17 protein-coding genes and 2 pseudogenes are annotated in these 18,979 nt (G+C 46.9%); 13 read left to right on the forward strand and 6 right to left on the reverse strand.

What is annotated here, in order from left to right; genetic code table 11:
• The first annotated feature begins 127 nt into the window (after positions 1-127).
• The 7 genes from ACN0R1_RS15770 (at position 128) to ACN0R1_RS15800 (ending at position 7,380) form a co-directional block, all read left to right on the forward strand.
• On the forward strand, positions 128-985 hold the full coding sequence (locus ACN0R1_RS15770; protein WP_417584568.1) for a fumarylacetoacetate hydrolase family protein: 858 nt from the start codon (positions 128-130) through the stop codon (positions 983-985).
• A 5-nt stretch (positions 986-990) separates the two neighbouring features.
• On the forward strand, positions 991-1,812 hold the full coding sequence (locus tag ACN0R1_RS15775; RefSeq protein ID WP_417584570.1) for an IclR family transcriptional regulator: 822 nt from the start codon (positions 991-993) through the stop codon (positions 1,810-1,812).
• A gap of 63 nt (positions 1,813-1,875) precedes the next feature.
• Positions 1,876-2,694, forward strand: a complete 819-nt coding sequence (locus ACN0R1_RS15780; protein WP_417584572.1) for a VOC family protein — start codon at positions 1,876-1,878, stop codon at positions 2,692-2,694.
• Positions 2,695-2,826: 132 nt separating this feature from the next.
• A complete protein-coding gene (locus tag ACN0R1_RS15785) occupies positions 2,827-4,497 on the forward strand; it encodes a bifunctional 3-(3-hydroxy-phenyl)propionate/3-hydroxycinnamic acid hydroxylase (protein WP_417584574.1) in 1,671 nt (556 codons plus the stop codon).
• Positions 4,498-4,545: 48 nt separating this feature from the next.
• A complete protein-coding gene (locus tag ACN0R1_RS15790; RefSeq protein ID WP_417584576.1) occupies positions 4,546-5,538 on the forward strand; it encodes a TRAP transporter substrate-binding protein in 993 nt (330 codons plus the stop codon).
• 61 nt (positions 5,539-5,599) lie between these two features.
• Positions 5,600-6,100, forward strand: a complete 501-nt coding sequence (locus ACN0R1_RS15795; RefSeq protein WP_417584578.1) for a TRAP transporter small permease — start codon at positions 5,600-5,602, stop codon at positions 6,098-6,100.
• Positions 6,097-7,380, forward strand: a complete 1,284-nt coding sequence (locus tag ACN0R1_RS15800) for a TRAP transporter large permease (RefSeq protein WP_417584580.1) — start codon at positions 6,097-6,099, stop codon at positions 7,378-7,380. The genes ACN0R1_RS15795 and ACN0R1_RS15800 overlap by 4 nt, the downstream gene beginning before the upstream one ends.
• A gap of 96 nt (positions 7,381-7,476) precedes the next feature.
• Here ACN0R1_RS15800 and ACN0R1_RS15805 read toward each other — a convergent pair whose 3' ends face one another.
• A complete protein-coding gene (locus ACN0R1_RS15805) occupies positions 7,477-8,346 on the reverse strand; it encodes a MurR/RpiR family transcriptional regulator (RefSeq protein ID WP_417584582.1) in 870 nt (289 codons plus the stop codon).
• Positions 8,347-8,614: 268 nt separating this feature from the next.
• Between ACN0R1_RS15805 and ACN0R1_RS15810 the strand changes: the two genes are divergently transcribed.
• From ACN0R1_RS15810 to ACN0R1_RS15830, 5 genes are all read left to right on the forward strand, one after another.
• Positions 8,615-9,679 carry a polyamine ABC transporter substrate-binding protein gene (locus tag ACN0R1_RS15810; protein WP_417584584.1) on the forward strand — a complete coding sequence of 355 codons (1,065 nt, stop codon included), beginning with the start codon at positions 8,615-8,617 and terminating at the stop codon, positions 9,677-9,679.
• 86 nt (positions 9,680-9,765) lie between these two features.
• Entirely contained in the window at positions 9,766-10,878 is a 1,113-nt protein-coding gene (locus tag ACN0R1_RS15815) for an ABC transporter ATP-binding protein (protein ID WP_417584586.1), read from the forward strand.
• Positions 10,875-11,768, forward strand: coding sequence for an ABC transporter permease (locus tag ACN0R1_RS15820; protein WP_417584588.1), 894 nt, complete (start codon positions 10,875-10,877; stop codon positions 11,766-11,768). The genes ACN0R1_RS15815 and ACN0R1_RS15820 overlap by 4 nt, the downstream gene beginning before the upstream one ends.
• 9 nt (positions 11,769-11,777) lie before the next feature.
• The gene (locus ACN0R1_RS15825) at positions 11,778-12,614 is read left to right on the forward strand and encodes an ABC transporter permease (RefSeq protein WP_417584590.1); all 837 of its coding nucleotides are present in this window, start codon (positions 11,778-11,780) and stop codon (positions 12,612-12,614) included.
• An 18-nt stretch (positions 12,615-12,632) separates the two neighbouring features.
• Entirely contained in the window at positions 12,633-13,742 is a 1,110-nt protein-coding gene (locus ACN0R1_RS15830) for a P1 family peptidase (protein ID WP_417584592.1), read from the forward strand.
• Between the two features lie 88 nt (positions 13,743-13,830).
• Here the strand turns inward: ACN0R1_RS15830 and ACN0R1_RS15835 are convergent, their stop codons facing one another.
• From ACN0R1_RS15835 to ACN0R1_RS15845, 3 genes are all read right to left on the reverse strand, one after another.
• Complete coding sequence (locus ACN0R1_RS15835) at positions 13,831-14,034, reverse strand: hypothetical protein (RefSeq protein ID WP_417584594.1); 204 nt, start codon at positions 14,032-14,034, stop codon at positions 13,831-13,833.
• A 1,248-nt stretch (positions 14,035-15,282) separates the two neighbouring features.
• Complete coding sequence (locus ACN0R1_RS15840) at positions 15,283-16,071, reverse strand: hypothetical protein (protein ID WP_417584596.1); 789 nt, start codon at positions 16,069-16,071, stop codon at positions 15,283-15,285.
• Positions 16,072-16,131: 60 nt separating this feature from the next.
• Positions 16,132-16,266, reverse strand: coding sequence for a hypothetical protein (locus tag ACN0R1_RS15845; RefSeq protein WP_417584598.1), 135 nt, complete (start codon positions 16,264-16,266; stop codon positions 16,132-16,134).
• A gap of 518 nt (positions 16,267-16,784) precedes the next feature.
• Between ACN0R1_RS15845 and ACN0R1_RS15850 the strand changes: the two are divergent.
• Positions 16,785-17,178 (forward strand): annotated as a pseudogene (locus ACN0R1_RS15850) (transposase); the annotation flags it as partial.
• A gap of 4 nt (positions 17,179-17,182) precedes the next feature.
• On the opposite strand, the pseudogene ACN0R1_RS15855 reads toward ACN0R1_RS15850, so the two are convergent.
• Positions 17,183-17,317, reverse strand: a pseudogene (locus ACN0R1_RS15855) (integrase core domain-containing protein); the annotation flags it as partial.
• 46 nt (positions 17,318-17,363) lie between these two features.
• A partial coding sequence (locus tag ACN0R1_RS15860) for an SAVED domain-containing protein (RefSeq protein WP_417584600.1) occupies positions 17,364-18,979 on the reverse strand: 1,616 nt, incomplete at its 5' end.

Raw genomic sequence — 18,979 nt, forward strand, 5'->3', positions numbered from 1 at the left:
ACAAAATATATTGACAATCTCGTATTGTGGGATAATAATCAAATAAAACTATTGATCCAGATCAACAGAAACGCTCAACTGCAGCCAAAAGCCAAATATAAATACAACCCAAACGGAGATAATAACAATGAAGCTAGTCACATTTCAGCGCGAGCTAGGCGAAGTATCAGTCGGCATTCTTAAAGAAAATACGATTTTTGATCTTGCCGCGCACTTAGGTGATACAGAAAAATCCATGAAGTCCATTCTGTCTGAGTATGTATTGGAAAGACTCGCGTCAATCAATGTTGATCTCCTCCCATCCTATCCGCTAGATGACGTAACGCTGCTACCCGTCATCCCTGATCCAGGCAAAATTCTCTGCATAGGGATTAACTATGCTACTCACGTGAAAGAAACCGGCCGTGATATGCCGACTTACCCGATGGTGTTCACCCGCTTTGCCGACAGCCAGGTAGGACACCTGCAGCCAATTGTGCGCCCTTTTGCTTCGCACAAACTGGATTTCGAGGGTGAACTGGCCATAGTAATCGGTAAGCCTGCTCGCCATGTGAAACGTGAAGAGGCGCTCAAGTACGTCGCCGGCTACGCCTGCTATAACGATGGATCGGTGCGGGATTATCAGAAACACACCATTCAGTTCGTACCTGGCAAAAATTTCCCAAAAACCGGTGGTTTCGGGCCCTGCCTAGTCACCAAGGACGAGATTCCAGATCCTCAGGCGCTGCACCTGGTTACCCGCCTCAATGGTGAAGTGATGCAGGAAACGGATACCTCCGACATGATTTTTGATGTTGGTGCCTTGATTGAATACTGCAGCACCTTTACTGAACTCTTGCCTGGTGATGTCATTGTCAGTGGCACTACCGGCGGTGTGGGTGCTTTTCGTGAGCCACCTGTGTGGATGAAGCCCGGTGATGTGGTCGAAATTGAGATTTCCAGTATCGGCATCCTACGTAACACTATTATCGACGAAGAAAAGTGATCGCTATGCAAAAAACATCGCCTACTCAACAAGACAGCACGTCCAGCACGGTACCGACCCAACGCCAGGACAGTAAGCCGCCCAGCAGTCTGGAGCGCATGCTATCGGTGCTGGATCTGTTTGCCGAAGATGCGACCGTCTGGTCGGTTGAGGGAATTTGCGATGCGATGGAATTTACACGATCCACAGCCTACCGCTACACCAAGGAGCTTGCCGATGCCGGGCTGCTGTTCCAGGTGGCGCCAGGACGCTACACCCTGGGTGCAAGAATTATTCAGTGGGACCGGCAGTTGCGATTGTCCGATCCCCTGGTACGGGCAGCCAAACAACTCGAACCAGAGCTGGATGTCTCCACTAGAGAGGCCTGGCTAATCTGCGGTTTGTTTAAAGAACAGGTGATATGTGTTGAAGAGTTCGGTGGTTTTGGTCGGCAAGTCAGTTACTCGCGAGGCACACCGCGTCCGCTGTTAAAAGGGGCGACCTCAAAAGCAATTTTGGCTTTTTTACCCAACCGTCAACTCATGCAGATTTTTGTGAATTATAGCGAAGAGATTAAGCGCACGAACCTTGGTTCCGACTGGGACGAATTTAAAAAATCGCTTCGGCGCATACGGCAAAAAGGATTTGCCGTTACCAAAGCAGAGGTCGATAAGGGGGTGTTCGGTATTGCCGCACCGATCTTTAATCCGGATAAAAAAGTCATCGGCAGCTTAAGCATCGTACAGCCAATTGAATACTATGACGAAACTGCAGTCGATGCGGGAGCTGAACGAATTATTGGGTTGGCCTACAGGATCAGTCACGAATATGAGCGACTTGTCAGGTAGGTCAAGGTGTTAACAAGGGGCTGGGAGTAAATCTGAATGCCCCCTGAAAAAAGGATAATAATAATGACAATTAACGCACATCTTGACCATCTAGCGCTAGGATCACCTGATCCGGAAGCGCTAGCAAAATTCTATGCCAAAGCCTTGCGTAACGAAGCCCAACTCACGGAAGCGGGCTGGATGGTAACTGGCCCAGAGCGCAAGCTACTGATCTGTGAAGGCTATGCTAAAGAGCTAAAGCACTTTGCCTATGGCATGTCCGAATCATCATTGGCATCCCTGCGTGCCAAGCTGCAAAGCCAAGGGGTAAAGATCGAGCCAACCACCTCCCCCTATCTTGTCGGTGACGCATTTATGCTGACCGATCCTGACGGTAACCGCAGCCTCTATGGTGTTTCTGAAAAAGCCAACTTTGGAGATGGACCTTATCGCGCGCGCTTGCAGCATACAGCGTTGGCAACGACTGAGGTCGACGCGTTGATTCATTTCTATCGTGACATAATCGGTTTCAGTGTCAGTGACAATGTACTGGATGACGAAGGCAACATGCGCGCCTGCTTTCTTCGCAGTGACGAAGAACATCATGCGCTGGCAGTTTTCCAGGCGCCGCGATGCTGGTTCGATCACCACTGCTATGAAGCGGGCGATTGGAACCTGATCCGCGACTGGGCTGATCATCTTTCCACACTCGATATAGAACTCAAATGGGGCCCTGGCCGACATGGGCCCGGCAACAACCTGTTCTTCATGATCCATGATCCGGATGGTAACTGGGTTGAAATCTCAGCTGAGCTTGAGGTGATGAACGGGCGGCCAGTGGGCGAATGGCAGCATACACCAAAGACTCTAAATTACTGGGGGCAGGCCTTTCTGCGCAGCTAATTAGGCGTATATCTGAAGCCTGACACCGAATAAAGCAACCGAGATAACAAAAATGCTGATTTCTCAGCAGGGAACTCTTTGTGCTTTTTTTCAGGGCAGCAGGCTCAGTGATGGATTAATCTGGGAGTATTTATGTCTAATAATAATGATAAAAAACACCAAAACGATCGACGCCATGTACCAGTCGTCATAGTAGGTGCAGGCCCTAACGGCCTGACACTTGCCAATCTGCTGGGTACCTATGGCATTGAAACACTGGTACTGGAAAAAAATCTGACTACAGTCCAGCTACCACGCGCGGTCTCCATCGATGATGAATCCATGCGGACCATGCAGATGATCGGTCTCGACCAGGAAGTCATCAATCAATGTGCTCAGGATTATGGATCCGTTTATCTGGATGTAAACCGTAAACCTTTCGCGCGTATCGAGCCCAATACCAGCGAATACGGTTTTGCACGACGAAACGCGTTTATACAGCCGAATCTGGAAGCAACGCTTAAAGAGGGGCTGAAGCGGTTTTCATGTGTCGAGACACGTTTTGGCCATGAAGTAGTCAACTTCTCGCAGGATGACCAGGGCGTGTTATTGGAGGTTGAGGATCATGACGGTCATCGTTACGAGATCATGGCTGACCATGTTGCGGCGTCTGACGGAGGTAAAAGCTATTTCCGAACCACCCTCAATATCCCTTTGGAAGGACTCACCTATGAACAAAAATGGTTGATTATTGACCTGAAAGGCACAGGTGACAATTTTCGCCAGACACGTGTTTACTGTGACCCTAGACGCCCGGGCATCAACCTACCGGGACCGGATGGAACACGCCGCTTCGAGTTCATGATGTTGCCTGGCGAAACTGAAGAGCAGGTCGTCGAAGAGGCGTTCGTACGCCGCTTGATAGCCGATCATGGACCGGACCGTGATGCCGAAATTGTACGCAAGCAGGTGTATCACTTCCATGCTCGGGAAGCCGTATGCTGGCGCAAGGGACGTATTTTCCTGGTCGGAGATGCCGCCCATCTAACCCCCCCTTTCGCGGGCCAGGGCATGAACAGTGGTATTCGTGATGCCTCTAACCTGGGCTGGAAGCTAGCCCAGGTAGTGCAAGGAAAGTTACCTGCCGAGGTCCTGGACTCTTACGAAGAAGAGCGTAAACCTCACGCTTGGCAACTGATCAAAATGGCCGACATCCTAGGTCGATTCATGATGCCACCCACGCTGCTGCGTGCCCGACTGATGCAAGCAGGCATGCGAGTATTAAGCCTCTATCCGCCTGCTCGAGATTATGTCACGCAGATGCGCTACAAACCCAAACCCCGCTTTATGTCGGGCTGGTTTATCCCGGACGGGTTAAGTGCAAAGAAAACACGCGCTGGCCGGATGATGGCACAACCTGCACTGGAAGATCCGCAACGCCGAGTCGCCAAACTGGATGACTGCTGCGCCGCCGGATTTCTGTTGGTGGCTTATGGCACCTCAGCCGCCGAGGCCTTCGCGCCCTTAAACGACTGGAAACATCAACTGCCCGCCGACATCCAGCGTGTTTGTATAACCCCTCGGCAATACAACCCGGTGCCGGACAGTGACGTGCAAGTGTTCCGTGATCTCTACGGCCAAGCCAATGAATGGATCTTCGATGGTTTCGAGAATGCCGTGTTTTTAGTGCGACCCGATCGCTATGTGATGGCCGTACTGACGGCTGAAAACGCGGCGAGGGTGATTCCCAAGCTGCAATCTATGTTCTGTAAAACCGAAGCCGGTGAGATCGGTGTTGGTGTAATGACTCAATCTGCAGCTTAATAAGCAGTAACAAACCCGAAACAACAATAAATATTAAAGGTGATTACAATGAAATGGGTAACAAATAAATGGCTGCGTTACATTGCCACGTCAATGATTGCTACACTCCCATTGATGATGAGTACCGCATCTGCGGAAACGCTACGCCTCAGCACGCCTGTACCGCCTAGCCATATATTCAGCAAGGTGTCAGAAAAATTTGCTGAAGACCTGAAAGCTCAAAGCGAAGGTCGGTTTGACATCAAGGTATTTCCTTTCGGTAGACTCGGTCGTGATCCGGAAAATGCACAAATGTTGCAGACTGGCGTGTTGAACTTCGCGGTCATTCCCGCGGGCTTTATGACCAACCGTGAGTCATCTCTGAACGGATGGTTCCTGCCAGGACTGTTCGACAGTGTGGAAGATGCCGGACAGGCTACGCAGTTGCCTTCAGCCAAGGCGATGCTGGACAAAATGGAAGGTCAGGGCATGGTTGGCCTAGGCTATATCATTGCCGGTATGCGCCACCTGATCTCTGTTGCGCCAGTCAATAGCCTGGCTGATATAGAGAATAAAAAAGTGCGTGCTTTCCCGGCACCGATCTTCAATGAATGGTGGTTGAGCAACAAGGCCGCACCCACCGCGCTACCGCTGCCAGAGATAGCCCCAGCCTTAACGACAAACCTGCTGGATATCGTCGATGTCGATCTGGATCTGGTGGTTGCATTGGAACTCTATCAGCAGGCCCCTAACCTGACACTCACCAACCACATGACCTTCCCAGGCATCATGCTGGTCTCTAAAAACTGGTGGGATAAGCAAAACCCTGAAGACCAAGCGTTAATCCGCAGGGTCTTCACCGAAGCCGAGCTGTGGGGTATTGAGGAGCAGGCTAAGACAGAACGTGAGAACCTGCAGACACTGGTGGATGCCAAGGTCAACATTATTGAGGTCTCTGCCGCCTCCTATGAGCAGGAAGCCGAGACTATTCGTTCAAAGTATATCGACAGCGATGAACTGATTGCTGACTTTTACGATCAGGTCCGGGCACAACAACAATAATTAAGTTCAAACTGTTCCTGTCGGACTTGATATGAATGCCCGACAGGATCGGAGACACACTATGCTGACTCTAATAATCTGGGTGGACGCTTGTCTCGCCCGAATAGAAAAATGGCTACTGATCGCCCTGTCTGCGTCTTTAGGACTATTACTCATTGCTCAAGTCGTCTTACGCTACCTGTTCGACGCACCGCTATTCTGGGCCGAAGAAGTGGCTGTCCAGATGTTGGTAGCGATGAGTTTTGTGGGCGTCAGTTACCTGATCCATCAACAACAGCTGGTATCGATTGATTTCATCTACCTGATGCTCAAGAAGCCGCTGCGCCGCCTGGTACAAAATCTATTTCAACTGGTCGCACTGGTTACGTTGATTTTCTTTGCTTGGCTGACCTATCAATGGGTGTCAGCTCCACTGACACAAATTGAGCTGTCACCCACCACCCAACTCCCACGCTGGTATAACTATAGTGTGTTGCTGATCGCGTTTATCACCATGAGCTTCCACCAATTTGTCCACTGGTTCGAATCCTTGGGCAAGCTAGTGTCAGGAGATAACACATGATTACCCTAGCTGTATTTTTTATATTCCTATTTATGGGGCTACCGATCCTGATTACCCTGCTGATTGGTACACTGGTGTTTCTACATCAAACCGATCTCAGCATGCTGACGGGTAGCCTGCCACTGCAACTCTATGGGTCGCTTGAGAAGAGTGGTCTGCTCGCTATCCCATTGTTCATGATGGTCGGTGAGTTGATGAACCGTGGTGGCTTGACCGATCGCCTGATCTCACTGGCCTCACTCATGGTCGGACGGTTGAACGGTGGACTGGCTTACGTAAACCTGCTGACCAATGCGATCACCAGTTCGATCCTCGGATCGGCGTTAGCCCAGATTGCAGTGATGAGCCGAGTCATGATCCCAGCGATGGAGAAGAAAGGCTTTAAACGCGATTTTTCATCGGCGGTAACCGTCTCGGGTGGATTGCTAGGGCCGATCATCCCGCCATCCATGATCATGATCATCTACGGAGTAATCGCGTTTCAGCCTGTAGGGGCGCTGTTCATGGCAGGGATTATCCCCGGCATACTGATTATCTTCGGATTTGCGATCATCATCTTCCTAACCGGTCTATTCTGTGGCTTCCCGCGCGAGGGGCAGGCTGACGTACCAAAACAGATATCCCCAAGCGAAATTCTCAAAGATCTCGTGCCGTTAAGCATTCCGATGATCATTATCTCAGGTATCGCCGCCGGTGTGATGACACCGACTGAAGCCGGCGCAATCGGTGCGCTTCTGGCACTGCTGATTGGCAAGCTGATCTATAAATCGATCACCTGGTCAGAAATGCCCGATGTGCTGTTCCGCGTTGCGCTTAATGCCGCGATGATCACCGGGCTGATTGCGTCGGCCACCATGTTCGGCTGGGCACTCTCCTTCCAGGAAGTACCTGATCGAGTGGTCGAGCTGATCAATGGCCTGACAGATTCACCCCTCATGTTCCTACTGCTGATCAACCTGCTGATCATCGTGCTCGGCATGTTTCTCGAGAGCATGAGCATTTTGATTGTAATGGTACCGATCTTACTGCCAGCCGCCTTAGCGATGGGCATTGACCCTATTCACTTCGGCATTGTTATCAGTTTAGCTACGCTGGTAGGACTGGTCACACCGCCGCTGGGACCGGGACTGTTCCTCGTTATGGCAACAACCGATATATCCATGTCGGCACTGTTTAAGGCGATGCTGCCGTTCCTGTTGGTGATGTTTCTGTGCATGGCACTGATCAATGCCCTACCTTTCTTATCGCTCTGGTTACCGTCGGCCGTTGGACTGATGTGATTAAGGTTCGGGTAGGTAAATTTATCTACCCGGCCTATCGACATATTTACCGGTATTTTACCGGTATTGTGCCTGGCAGAGCTCGGCGCTTCGAGGTTAAAAAAGATCTAAACGCTTCGCCATATCTTGCCAACGTTTAATTCGGGCATCGCTATTGGGGTTTCGCCGAGAAACTGCATCAATCAACATGTTTGTTGTTAATACGAGTCCCCAGGTAGATTCTAAAAACAATCCTGATTTGGACTTGAAATAAATGACATGGGCATTGTATTCACTCGCCCAATGACAAAATTCATCACTTAGTATCACGATTTGAATCCCTTTTTCGACAGCGACCTCACACAGTTTCCGACCTTCTGCGGCATAAGGCACAACATCGAGTAAAATCAGGGTATCGTACCCAGGTCGAGCTCTGGGTTTATCCTCTAACCACTCGCCCAACATACCGTCATGTGGAGACAAATACTGCACCCGATCACGCGCAAGCGACAAGCGGCGGGAAAAATCTTCAGAGGTCCCACGTATGGACTGAAAACCGGTTACATACACTCGGGTTGCCGCGCTCACACAACTCACTAGACGCTCCCAGTTTTCCGTTTCAAATTGCTCATATAAGCGCACCATGCTTTTTAATTCTTGCTTTAAGTTGTCTCTATAAAAAAAATCCGATGACAAGCGCTGGCTTTCACTCGCTTCAATAGGAATAAACTCTTTCTGAAGCTCCTCTTTAAGCGCCGAAATTCCTTGATAGCCAGCCCGCTTCAAAAACCGACTCACTGTAATTTGACTAACGGCCGCTTTTTCAGCAATGGAGGCGCCTGTTTCGTAACTAATTTGATCCAGATTAAGCAAAATGAACTGCGCCACACGTGCCTCAGATTTAGACACCAGCGGAATCCACTCCTGAATTTTCTGCGCCGTCGTCGTCGCTATGTATTCAGGTTTTGAAGAAAAGGTATTTTTCATTCTAACAACTCCCCCTGTTTCAGGGCGTTTTTTGCCATGATGTGGTGCACCCCCAATCAAAAGCAAACCAAAACGGTGCGCATTTATCAATAAATCCTCGTCCTAGAAGACATATATCAGTGTAATTTATTAATATATATAGAATTTTAAATTGTTAGAAACATAACATATATTGATATTGAAAGAAAGATACTATCATCTAGAATGAAATGACGGTACTACGACAGGCAAGAACAACTCCTTTAGACCTCACCTAGAAGGCAATACTATGAAACAGTTATTTTGTTTAAAAAGTCGTCACAAGGTAAAAAATGCGCTCGCTTTAACAAGCATTGCAATCACCTCTCTCGGCTTCGTTCACTCAGCTTCAGCCGCAGAAACACTTAACCTCTATAACTGGGGTGAATACATTAACCCTGAAGTATTAACGCGCTTTACTGAAGAAACAGGTATCCAAATTAAATTAGATACTTACTCATCAAATGAAGAAATGCTAGCCAAACTACAAGCGGGTGCGACGGGGTACGACATAGTATTCCCTTCCGTTCATATGCAAGACATCATGGCTAAACTAGACCTGCTCGAAAAAACCGACATCAATCAATATTCAGGTTTTGAAAATATTGATACTAACTTTCTAAACTCTGAGTCTGACCCTAATGGTGAATACTGTTTGCCTTACGCCTGGGGATCAGTAGGAATACTGTATAATAAAAATCTAGCACCTAACTTGAACTCTTGGGCAGATTTCTTTGAGCTACCGACAGAAGGTAAAAATATCGCCATGCTGGATGATATGCGAGAAGTCATCAGTGTCGGATTGATCACCAATGGAAAAAGCGTTAATACAACCGATCGTGACGATATACAAGCGGCCCAAGATTATATCATTAAGCAAAAAGGCAATGTTTCTGCGTTTACCTACGACAGCATTCCCATGGTGCAATCCGGTGATATTGTAGCGGCACAATGGTATGTCGGAGCGATGCTCTACGTATTCGATAACCCAGATGAACTGGCTTACGTTATTCCGGAAGAAGGCGCCACTATGTACCAAGAAAACATGTGCGTCCTGAAAAGTGCTCCGAATAAAGACAATGCCAAGAAGTTTCTGGAGTTTTTTACCCAACCAGAGATTGCGGCTTTAAATACCAGTCAGCAAACCAATGGCACCATGAACACCAAAGCAATCGAGCTATTACCTGAGAGTTTGCGCAACAATCCAAGCATTAACCCACCTGAAGACGTTAAAAACAAGCTGCAGCTATTCAAAGAGTTAGGCCAAGGCATCAGACTCTATGACCGTGCGTGGACTAGAATCCGTACCTCATAACCTTACTTATCAATAAACCCAGAACTTAGGCGGGTTCACCCGCCCTTTTTCTTTCTTTGAGGCTAGTTATGTCAGCGTCTATTCCCTTGCCTGAATATGTAAAAATTCGTCATGCGCATCGTCAGTTCATCACACCTGAAGGATGTGTTATCAATGCATTGGATGATATTAATTTATCCATTGCTCAGAGCGAATTTATTACTTTATTAGGTCCGTCAGGATGCGGCAAGACAACCCTATTAAAAATAATAGCTGGATTCGAAACCCTGGACAGCGGTGACATTCTCTTAGATGGGCAATCGATTATTCATCAACCGGCTCATAAACGTCCGGTCAATACCGTGTTTCAATCCTATGCTCTGTTTCCTCATATAACAGTCGGTGACAATGTCGGTTACGGTTTAGACATCGCCAGAGTCAACAAAGCAGAACGACATAAACGTGTCGCTGAAGCCCTGGATATGGTTGGGTTAAGCGGGATAGAGAAACGCCTGCCATCCCAACTGTCAGGCGGTCAGCAACAACGTGTCGCTCTGGCTCGCGCCATTATTAATCGACCTAAATTACTACTACTGGATGAACCGCTTTCTGCGCTGGATAAAAATCTGCGTCTAAAAATGCAGCTTGAACTGAAAAATCTACAAACAGAACTCGGCATTTGCTTCATCTTCGTCACCCATGACCAGGAAGAAGCACTCACCATGTCTGATCGCGTCGTGGTGCTCAATGGCGGAAAAATTGAACAAGTGGGAACCCCTAATGAGATATACCACACACCGCAGACACAATTTGTGGCCAATTTTATTGGCGAAAGCAACCTCCTCTCAGGCACAGTAGTCAACAAAACGGAACAGGGCATAGACGTAAGCTGCAATGGTTTGCTTATCCACAGCCAAGATACTTCGCCAGCGCTTGGCGATAAGATTGAGCTGCTACTAAGACCCGAGCACCTGTCTTTAACCCCAAATGCTGATCAACAAAGCCCTCAAGCGCAGTTAACCATGACTTTAACGCAGACCGTGTTTATCGGTACTGACTACCAACTGCATGGTGTACTGGAAAATGGCATGGCGTTTTCAGCCTTAACCAGAAAAACCAACCAGCCTTTAGTAAAAGGCAATGAAATAACACTGCATTATCAGATCAGTGCAGTGCACACACTCCCCTCACATAATAAATACCATAAGGGGCGGGTATGAAAGTATTTAACGTCTCTCGTCAGCAGCTTATGCTGCTCGCTTTACTGGCTCCAACCAGCCTGTTTTTACTGATATTTTTTATTGGTCCCATGTTGATCATGCTCACCTATAGCTTTTTAGAACCCGGCTTATACGGTGGTGTTGAGTGGAATTTTTATCACTGGAACTATGGACGTGTATTTGGCTGGGCAGATGGGTTTTATGAAGAGTTCGATTCTGTTTATCTAAAAATACTGCTCAATTCTATTGGGCTAGCCCTTGCCACCGTTCTGTGTACTTTATGCATTTGCTATCCGGTCGCATTTTGGGTTTCTACCCTATCTGCAAGAAAGAAGTCACTTTGCATATTCCTGATCACGCTACCCTTTTTCGCCAGCATGGTGGTGCGCCTCTACGCTTGGGTTTTAATACTGCGTAATTCAGGTTTTGCCAATCAATTTTTACAAGCCACAGGGCTTATCACAGAACCGTTAAATCTTATGTTTTCTGGGACAGCCGTCATTATCGGCATGGTCTATATTTTCATTCCCTTTATGTTCTTACCCATTTACTCCAGTGTTGAAAAGCTTGATAAAAATCTACTTCAAGCGTCTGAGGACTTAGGTGCCACACCTTTCACTACCTTTCGAAAGGTTATTTTTCCCTTAACACTACCGGGCATTGTGGCTGGCTGTATTTTGGTATTTATTCCCAGCCTCGGCAACTTTGTCGTACCCAACCTGCTTGGTGGTGCTCAAGTGCTAATGATAGGCAATATGGTAGAACAGCAATTCCTCTATGCACGTAATTGGCCATTTGGCGCGGCGCTGTCCATGGTGATCATCTTCATGATGCTCATTATTCTGTCAGCTTATTTATACAAATCAGCCAGAAGCCAAGCCGCTTTATAGGAGTTCATGATGAAAAAACAAACGCCTTTAGGCCGATTATTATCCATTTACAGTGTGCTCTTTTTTGTTTTTCTCTATGTACCCGTAATATTGATTGTGATTTATTCATTTAACGCCAACCCAGTTAACATCATGATCTGGGATGGTTTTACACTAGACTGGTACCGCAGTATTTTTGGTGCGAAAACCTCTTTATCCGATTCTTCCAGCTATGTGGACTCAACCGATCAACTACTCAATGCGCTGGTAAACAGTCTCACCGTTGCCTCCAGCGCCACCCTGATTGCTACGTTGCTAGGGACAAGCACAGCGGTTGCCTTGGCACGCTATCGCTTTAAACTGCAATCGTTTTATCGGCTGCTATTGTTTGTACCTATGCTCATGCCCGATATCGTCTTGGGCATTGCACTGCTGATTTTTTTCGTTGGGGCTGGTTTTACGCTAGGTAGTAGCACCATCATTATTGGCCACTGCACGTTTCTAACCAGCTATGTATTTATTGTCGTCAGTGCCCGACTCGCCGGTATGAATCCCCTAACAGAAGCCGCGTCTGCGGATCTTGGCGCAAATGAATGGCAGACTTTCCGACGCGTCACCTTGCCATTAATTTTGCCAGGGGTGATCGGTGGTGCGTTATTAAGCTTTATCATTTCCATGGATGATCTGGTCATTACCTATTTTATTAGTGGCGTCGACTCAACCACGTTACCTGTTTTCATTCTTGGCATGATCCGCCGCGGTATTAAACCCGAGATTAACGCCATTGCGACACTGATGCTGCTATTTTCCGTGGTCGTCGCCTCGGCGGGTATTTACTTCAAATCTAAAAACACCTCTACACACTAAAGAACAAAAGGCTGAACTATGCCCAAATTACGCGCACGTGCACTGGGGCTACCTTTCCCTGGAACCACAGGCCCCTTCAATGCCATTACGGATGTTCCCGGAATTCAAGTAGGTTACAAAACACTGATAAACGATAACCCAAGCTCGCCCAGCAGAACCGGCGTAACAGCCATATTGCCCCGGGGACGGAACATCACACCACAACCAGTATGGGCAGGCATGTACGCACTCAATGGTAACGGTGAAATGACAGGCACTCACTGGATTCAGGATGGTGGCTATTTTGTTGGTCCCATTATGATCACCAATTCCCATGCCGTTGGCATTACCCACCATGCCGCCGTTAAATGGACTGTAGCGCAATACAAAGATGCATGGCATAACAACCACCTGTGGGCCATGCCAGTCGTTGCAGAAACCTATGATGGTGTGCTCAATGACATCAACGCCATGCATGTTACCGAGCAGGACGCACTCGATGCATTAGACAATGCCAAGTCAGGTCACCTGGCAGAAGGCAACGTCGGTGGTGGAACAGGGATGATTGCCTATGACTTTAAAGGCGGTACTGGAACCGCTTCTCGACTGGTCGAAATAGCAAACACAACCTACACTGTCGCCGCCCTGGTTCAGGCCAACCATGGTATTCGACCCTGGTTTACAGTGCTGGGGGCTCCGATTGGAAAGCTGATGCCACACGACCGCATTCACCCTGTGCATGAACAAGGCTCTATCATTGTCATTATTGCCACAGACGCACCGATGCTGCCCCATCAACTCAAACGCCTTGCCAAACGTGCCGCCCTTGGCGTCGGCAAAAATGGTTCTCCGGGGGGCAATAACTCTGGCGATATTTTCCTCGCCTTTAGCACCGCTAATGAGCAGGATTTGCCACAACTCTCAGCACCTGTTTGTGCCATGGACTATTTAAACGATGAAGTCTTTGACGAATTTTACATGGCAACCGTAGAAGCAACAGAAGAGTCCATCATCAATGCCATGGTAGCCGCAGAAGACACCCCCACCTTTAAACAACCGGCAAATAAAGTCTGTAAAGCCATCGATGGAGAAACACTCGCAGCCATGGTCAATAGCTTCCATATGGCCAGTAAACTGAAGGAAGTCTAATGCTGTCTTCCTTCTCAGCAGGCTGCACAAATCACACGAGTCAACGTTGTTCAGGATGGAGTTGATGAGGCTCCATCCTGCACACCACTCAGCCGGTACCGATGCATCTAAAGCTTTCAGGTATAACGGCTCGACTGGACTGCTCTATTAGAAAATCGATGCCTGCACTCCAAAACACTTCATCATAGTTTTGTATGATTAACAGACGAACTCGCCAGACAGCCCCATAACCTGGCTCAAAATCCGAACGTGTTGTTATCTCAATAGCGTTTTTAGCTTCAAGATCAGACAAATCAGCTAAAAATCCGCTCAAATAAGCCCTGAATTAACAGGGCCTTGATGGGTTTATTTTGTCTATTAAAACGGAAATACCGAGTATAAATACTCTATATTCCGCCACCAAACAACTTACACCATACTAACAGAGGGCTGCAAGATCAATCTAGATCAGACCTCTAATTTTCTGTAACGTTTTTTGTAATATTTTTTGTTTAAATCGCACTTTCTATCACGAAACGTTACAAAACTACTTTAGCTCAACGCCCTAGTCAACAAACGGCACAACGGAACGTTAAACAAGTGTCTAGAGCAGACAATTTTAGTGAGCATCAACCGGTCGAAGTAGACTTCTCTGCAACTCAGGAAAGCTACTAATCCTGTAGAGTGCGTGCAGCCTCTACTTGGAAAGCCTGGACTCCACTGTAAAATCTTCACAATGGACAATTTAAGCAAGAAGGACAAGATTTCTGGCGCACACCAGTTAAATGATGGCGCACATACTTGGGCGTGAGATTATTGAATTAACCTGATATTTCTGCTTAAAATCATACTAAGTGCTTTTGAATTTGCGACTGTCCAGTATGAAATTTAGCTTGCTGTTTATAGCCAGCTACTATATTAGTGTCAACAGACACAACTTTTAAAACATTATATCTATGCCTAAGGCATGTCAAGAGCAAACTGTAAGCTATCAATTTAAGTTAGCACCAATAGCTCATGATCATACCTGGGTAGTATTCGGAAATCTTTTCCATTTCAGTAGCATATGAAAGCTGTCTGGTAAGCGCGCTTATCCTCTACAATATTGGACATATGATAGTGCCGAGGAGCTATCAGGATATCGAAAAACTGACGGGTATTGATAGAACGGTTGTCCGAAAAATTATTCTCAGATCTCCGACACTTTTTAGTAAGTGTCTCTGAGGATGTTCCGCTAGGCCAGAGAGGGCCAAGAAAAATGCCTGTCAGAATAGAAGCAACTCCAAAGGGTAAGGAGCTGATTCAAGCTCTATTCAAATAAAAAAGCCGAACGATACAGTATCAATAACTGTATGGTTCGACTTTACCCACCCCTGACCCTAATAAACCTTGAACTTTTTCGGCTACTTGCCTCGGCGTGTTCACCTAGTCTAAGACAGGTTACAAGGTCTTCCGAATGCCTGTACACGACCCTCACAGCTTGCTTAGGTGGTGCTCATAAGAAGGCATTCATAAGTGAACTGGCGACCAGTTCTGTACTGAGGATAGAGCTCCTCAGAAGCTATTGGGTTTGCTCTTCAACATTAAAGGGGTAGTGCTGACTGTTCAAGCCTAGTGACAGCATTTTTTGATAGAAAGACAGCTCTAGAGGGTAAACGTTGCTCTTATTGAAGAAGTGACTCTTTTGATAATTTTGATTTTGATCTTTTTTGTATGCGCAATCCAGAGCGCTATAGCCATCCAAAAGATCTCGGCAATAACGTTGTATTGATAACACCAGCTTGTCGAAATCAATATCTCTCTCTGTAAACTGCACATACCAGTTACTATCTTCGTGATCAGAGTAAACGATATCATTATGATCCAAGCTGTGTGGCTGAAATTTCTCGCTCTCACCATCCTGATACTTCTCGACCATCAGTAAACCTGCTCGGTACTGCACAACAAGATGAAAGTGCTGCCCTTCATTCAAAACGACAATACGTAAGGCACTCAATTCCTTTTTAAATTGTAAGGGTGATGTGTTGGAGATTTTAATTTGATGCTTGAAAACGATATCGCCAGAGAGTTTCACATAAACCATCTGCTCCTTGCCTTCGGTGTATCGTAAGCTATAAAACAAATGCTCCATTTTGCGTTTGAGGAAATGCTCATAATTCTGAATGAAATAGAACATCTGATGCTCTGTTGCCAGTGCTTTACCCCTGGTCCATCGAGATACTAGAGAGGTAGATGTGCCGTTCAACCTAGCTTTTTTAGCAATCTCTTTATGGGTGTAGTTGTTATGTTCCTTAGCTATTTTGAGCAGCTGACGGGTGTGTTTATATTTTTTTCGGTGATTTTCGTTCATTGAGAGTCAACATTCCTGGCTAAACAGCCGATGGCGAAGATCCATCGGCTGCTCCTTCATTTATTCATCCAAATAATCATCATTGTTCGGGTTGTGAGCATCTGCCCAATCATCCATATCAGTGTCATTATTCGGATTATTGATGTCTGACCATAGGTCGAGTTCGTCTTTCGACATATCTGAAGTATCCATCATATCCTAGCTCCTATTTCTTACCCTGGTAAAGGGGGTTGTTCGGATTCAATTGGTTAGCACGATTATTTAGGGCTTTCTGGTAAGCGTGATTGTGACCAGGCGTCCCCTTATTGTCGTTCAACTGATTAGAATGGTTGTTGTTTTGCTTGTTGCTCATCGCTTTTCTCCTCTGTGGAATGGAAAGCTCATTCTATAAAGTGACTAGAACAAACTACGATGATGAATCGGTGATATTTCAGTGAATATTGGTGAATGTTAGTGAAGCTGAGTGTTTGTTGTAAAAAATGTATTTTTGATCGGCAGGGATGTAGTCATGTGAGGTAATCTAAATCTATTTGCAATTGGGGTTGTGCTCTACATGTATCTTTGTAGTCACAGGGAAATCGCCCATGTATTGGTGACGAGGAGGTAGAGTTCCGGTAGTGTTCCGGTAGTGTTCCGGTAGTGTTCCGGTAGTGTTCCGGTAGTGTTCAGAAATCTGTGTCATTTCAGTATCATATACAAAACAGGAATGACACGTGACCGACAAATTCGATTTCGATGCGGCGCTTGAGGCGCTCCGCTCGGCTAAAGACCTGACAGGCAAGGACGGGGTGCTCACCCCGTTGATCAAACAGCTAACTGAAGCAGCGCTGAGTGCAGAGCTGGATCAGCATCTGACCGAGAGCTCACAACCCAATCGGTGTCACGGCCGTAGTCGTAAAACATTCAAAGCCGCTACCGGCAGCTTTGAGCTGGAGCCCCCCCCGAGATCGAGCCGGTACGTTTGAGCCTGAGCTGGTGAAGAAGAACCAAACCAAGCTCACCGATGAGATTGAACGCAAAATCCTGTCCATGTTTGCCCTCGGTATGAGCTATCGAGACATCTGCAGCCATGTGCAGGATATGTACGGACTGGAGGTCTCCGAAGCCGATTGTAACGAGAAGCGTAATCCTGGACTTCTTCGATGCTGTCAAACAGATACTGTGCCAGCCAATCGTAACGCACGGTTCGGTTGTAGCATTCGATATAGGCATTTTGTTGGGACTTACCAGGCTGGATAAAAAGTAGCATAAGTGGCGGTGACTCTAAAGTAGCGCCCTGCAATGTAACGTCTTTACTTAATATCATAAGACATAACGTTGCATTTATGCCGCTCGTTAAGTAGGCGAAGCACCGGATGCATCTTGGTATCTTCGAAGTCGTACACTACGACTTCAGGATGATTTGCATCATATGCCCGTCCAAAAAAGACACATGCAGCATTGGATGCACAAGGCAACAAGTGAATGACTTTCACTCCATGAGCATCCCTCAACCTCATCAATAGCCCCTGCATTTCTTTTGTGAACAATTTTCCTTCCTCTGGGTGGCCAATAGCAGCATTTCCCATACGCTCCTCCAAAGCAGTCACATTGATGGTTTTTATCCCTCTCTTAGCTTGCTCATCTGAAAAAGCTTTGAACGCAGCAGGCGAGGCGGTAAATGTGAATTGTAAGACTATCTCGCTTTCGTTTTTCCCAAGGCTATTTACGCCCTTAATTTCATAAAAAGCACGAACCGGGAACTCTCTCGGCCAACACCACTGACCGCCATCTCGATAACGCAGCATTGGCGTAATTTCATTTTTGTTGCCAAGCCTGGCGCCAAGACCAATAAGAGCAGACATGGAACCAAATGCAAACAGCGCTGATCGGTAACGGTTACTATGCAGTTGTCCAAGCAATCGATCTGCTGCACTATTTATAGCTTCAGCCATCAATAATTTAATCGCAGTTGGATCTAGATTACGCAGTAGGGCCTCGTTATCACTCAAGTCATGCAACTGCCCCACAATACGCTGTTTTGATACTGCAAGGCACTGGCTTATTTGGATTAGTGATGGAGCGCTGATAACATTTCGATGTACAGGCCAAAGTATTGCGTAGGCGGGCACTTGTTCGTACGCAATTCCATCCAAAAGCTGATTAACAGATATCGTAAAATTGTGTCTCATTTTCGCTAACCGCTCTGCCGGAAACTCGGCTTTAGCGACTTTATCTACTAAGCGATGATGCTTATCGCAAAGAAGCAATATGTTCTGAGGATCGTTAGATAACTTTCCAGAGAGAACAGGCACACCCCTTGTACCATATTCTGATGAGGCGATGTTGTGTGCAAGATAAGCAAAATTACCCTCATAACCGGACAGACCTTCAAACCCTAGATTTTCTCCACAGCCTTCAAACATGCATCGTCCGTGACTTGCTAACATCACTTGCCGTTTAGTATCAGTAGAGAAATCCGCCCCTCGGCCCTTGTCGCGACAACCTGTCTCAACTTTCCTAAAATAGTCGCCTATCTCATCCAGAGATAAAGCGACATCTTGTCCCTGGATGTCATCCCACCTCTCTTGGAGAGTAGATAGGCAGCGCAATTCTTCGACACTGTAGTTGCTCTGCTGATAATTCCGCAGGTAGACCTTGCCGCCACTCTTAACCAAAAGAGCCACAGCGTCACGGCTTTCTTGAGCTGACAACGAGAATCGCAAGACAGCCACTACACGCATTTTATCCAAGAGCAGTATCAGAGTAGCGTGCTGATCCTTATCAGTCAGAATACCCACATCACTCCATACTTGCTCAAGGTTTTCGAGAAGCAACTTATGAGTCTCTACTAGGGATAAATCTTCTAGGGGCGGCTGTAACGTTTGAGTTGTCGCGGTAATGACGTCCATTACTTTAATCATCGTCC

Source organism: Nitrincola sp. (assembly GCF_048264025.1).
GTDB lineage: Bacteria > Pseudomonadota > Gammaproteobacteria > Pseudomonadales > Balneatricaceae > Nitrincola.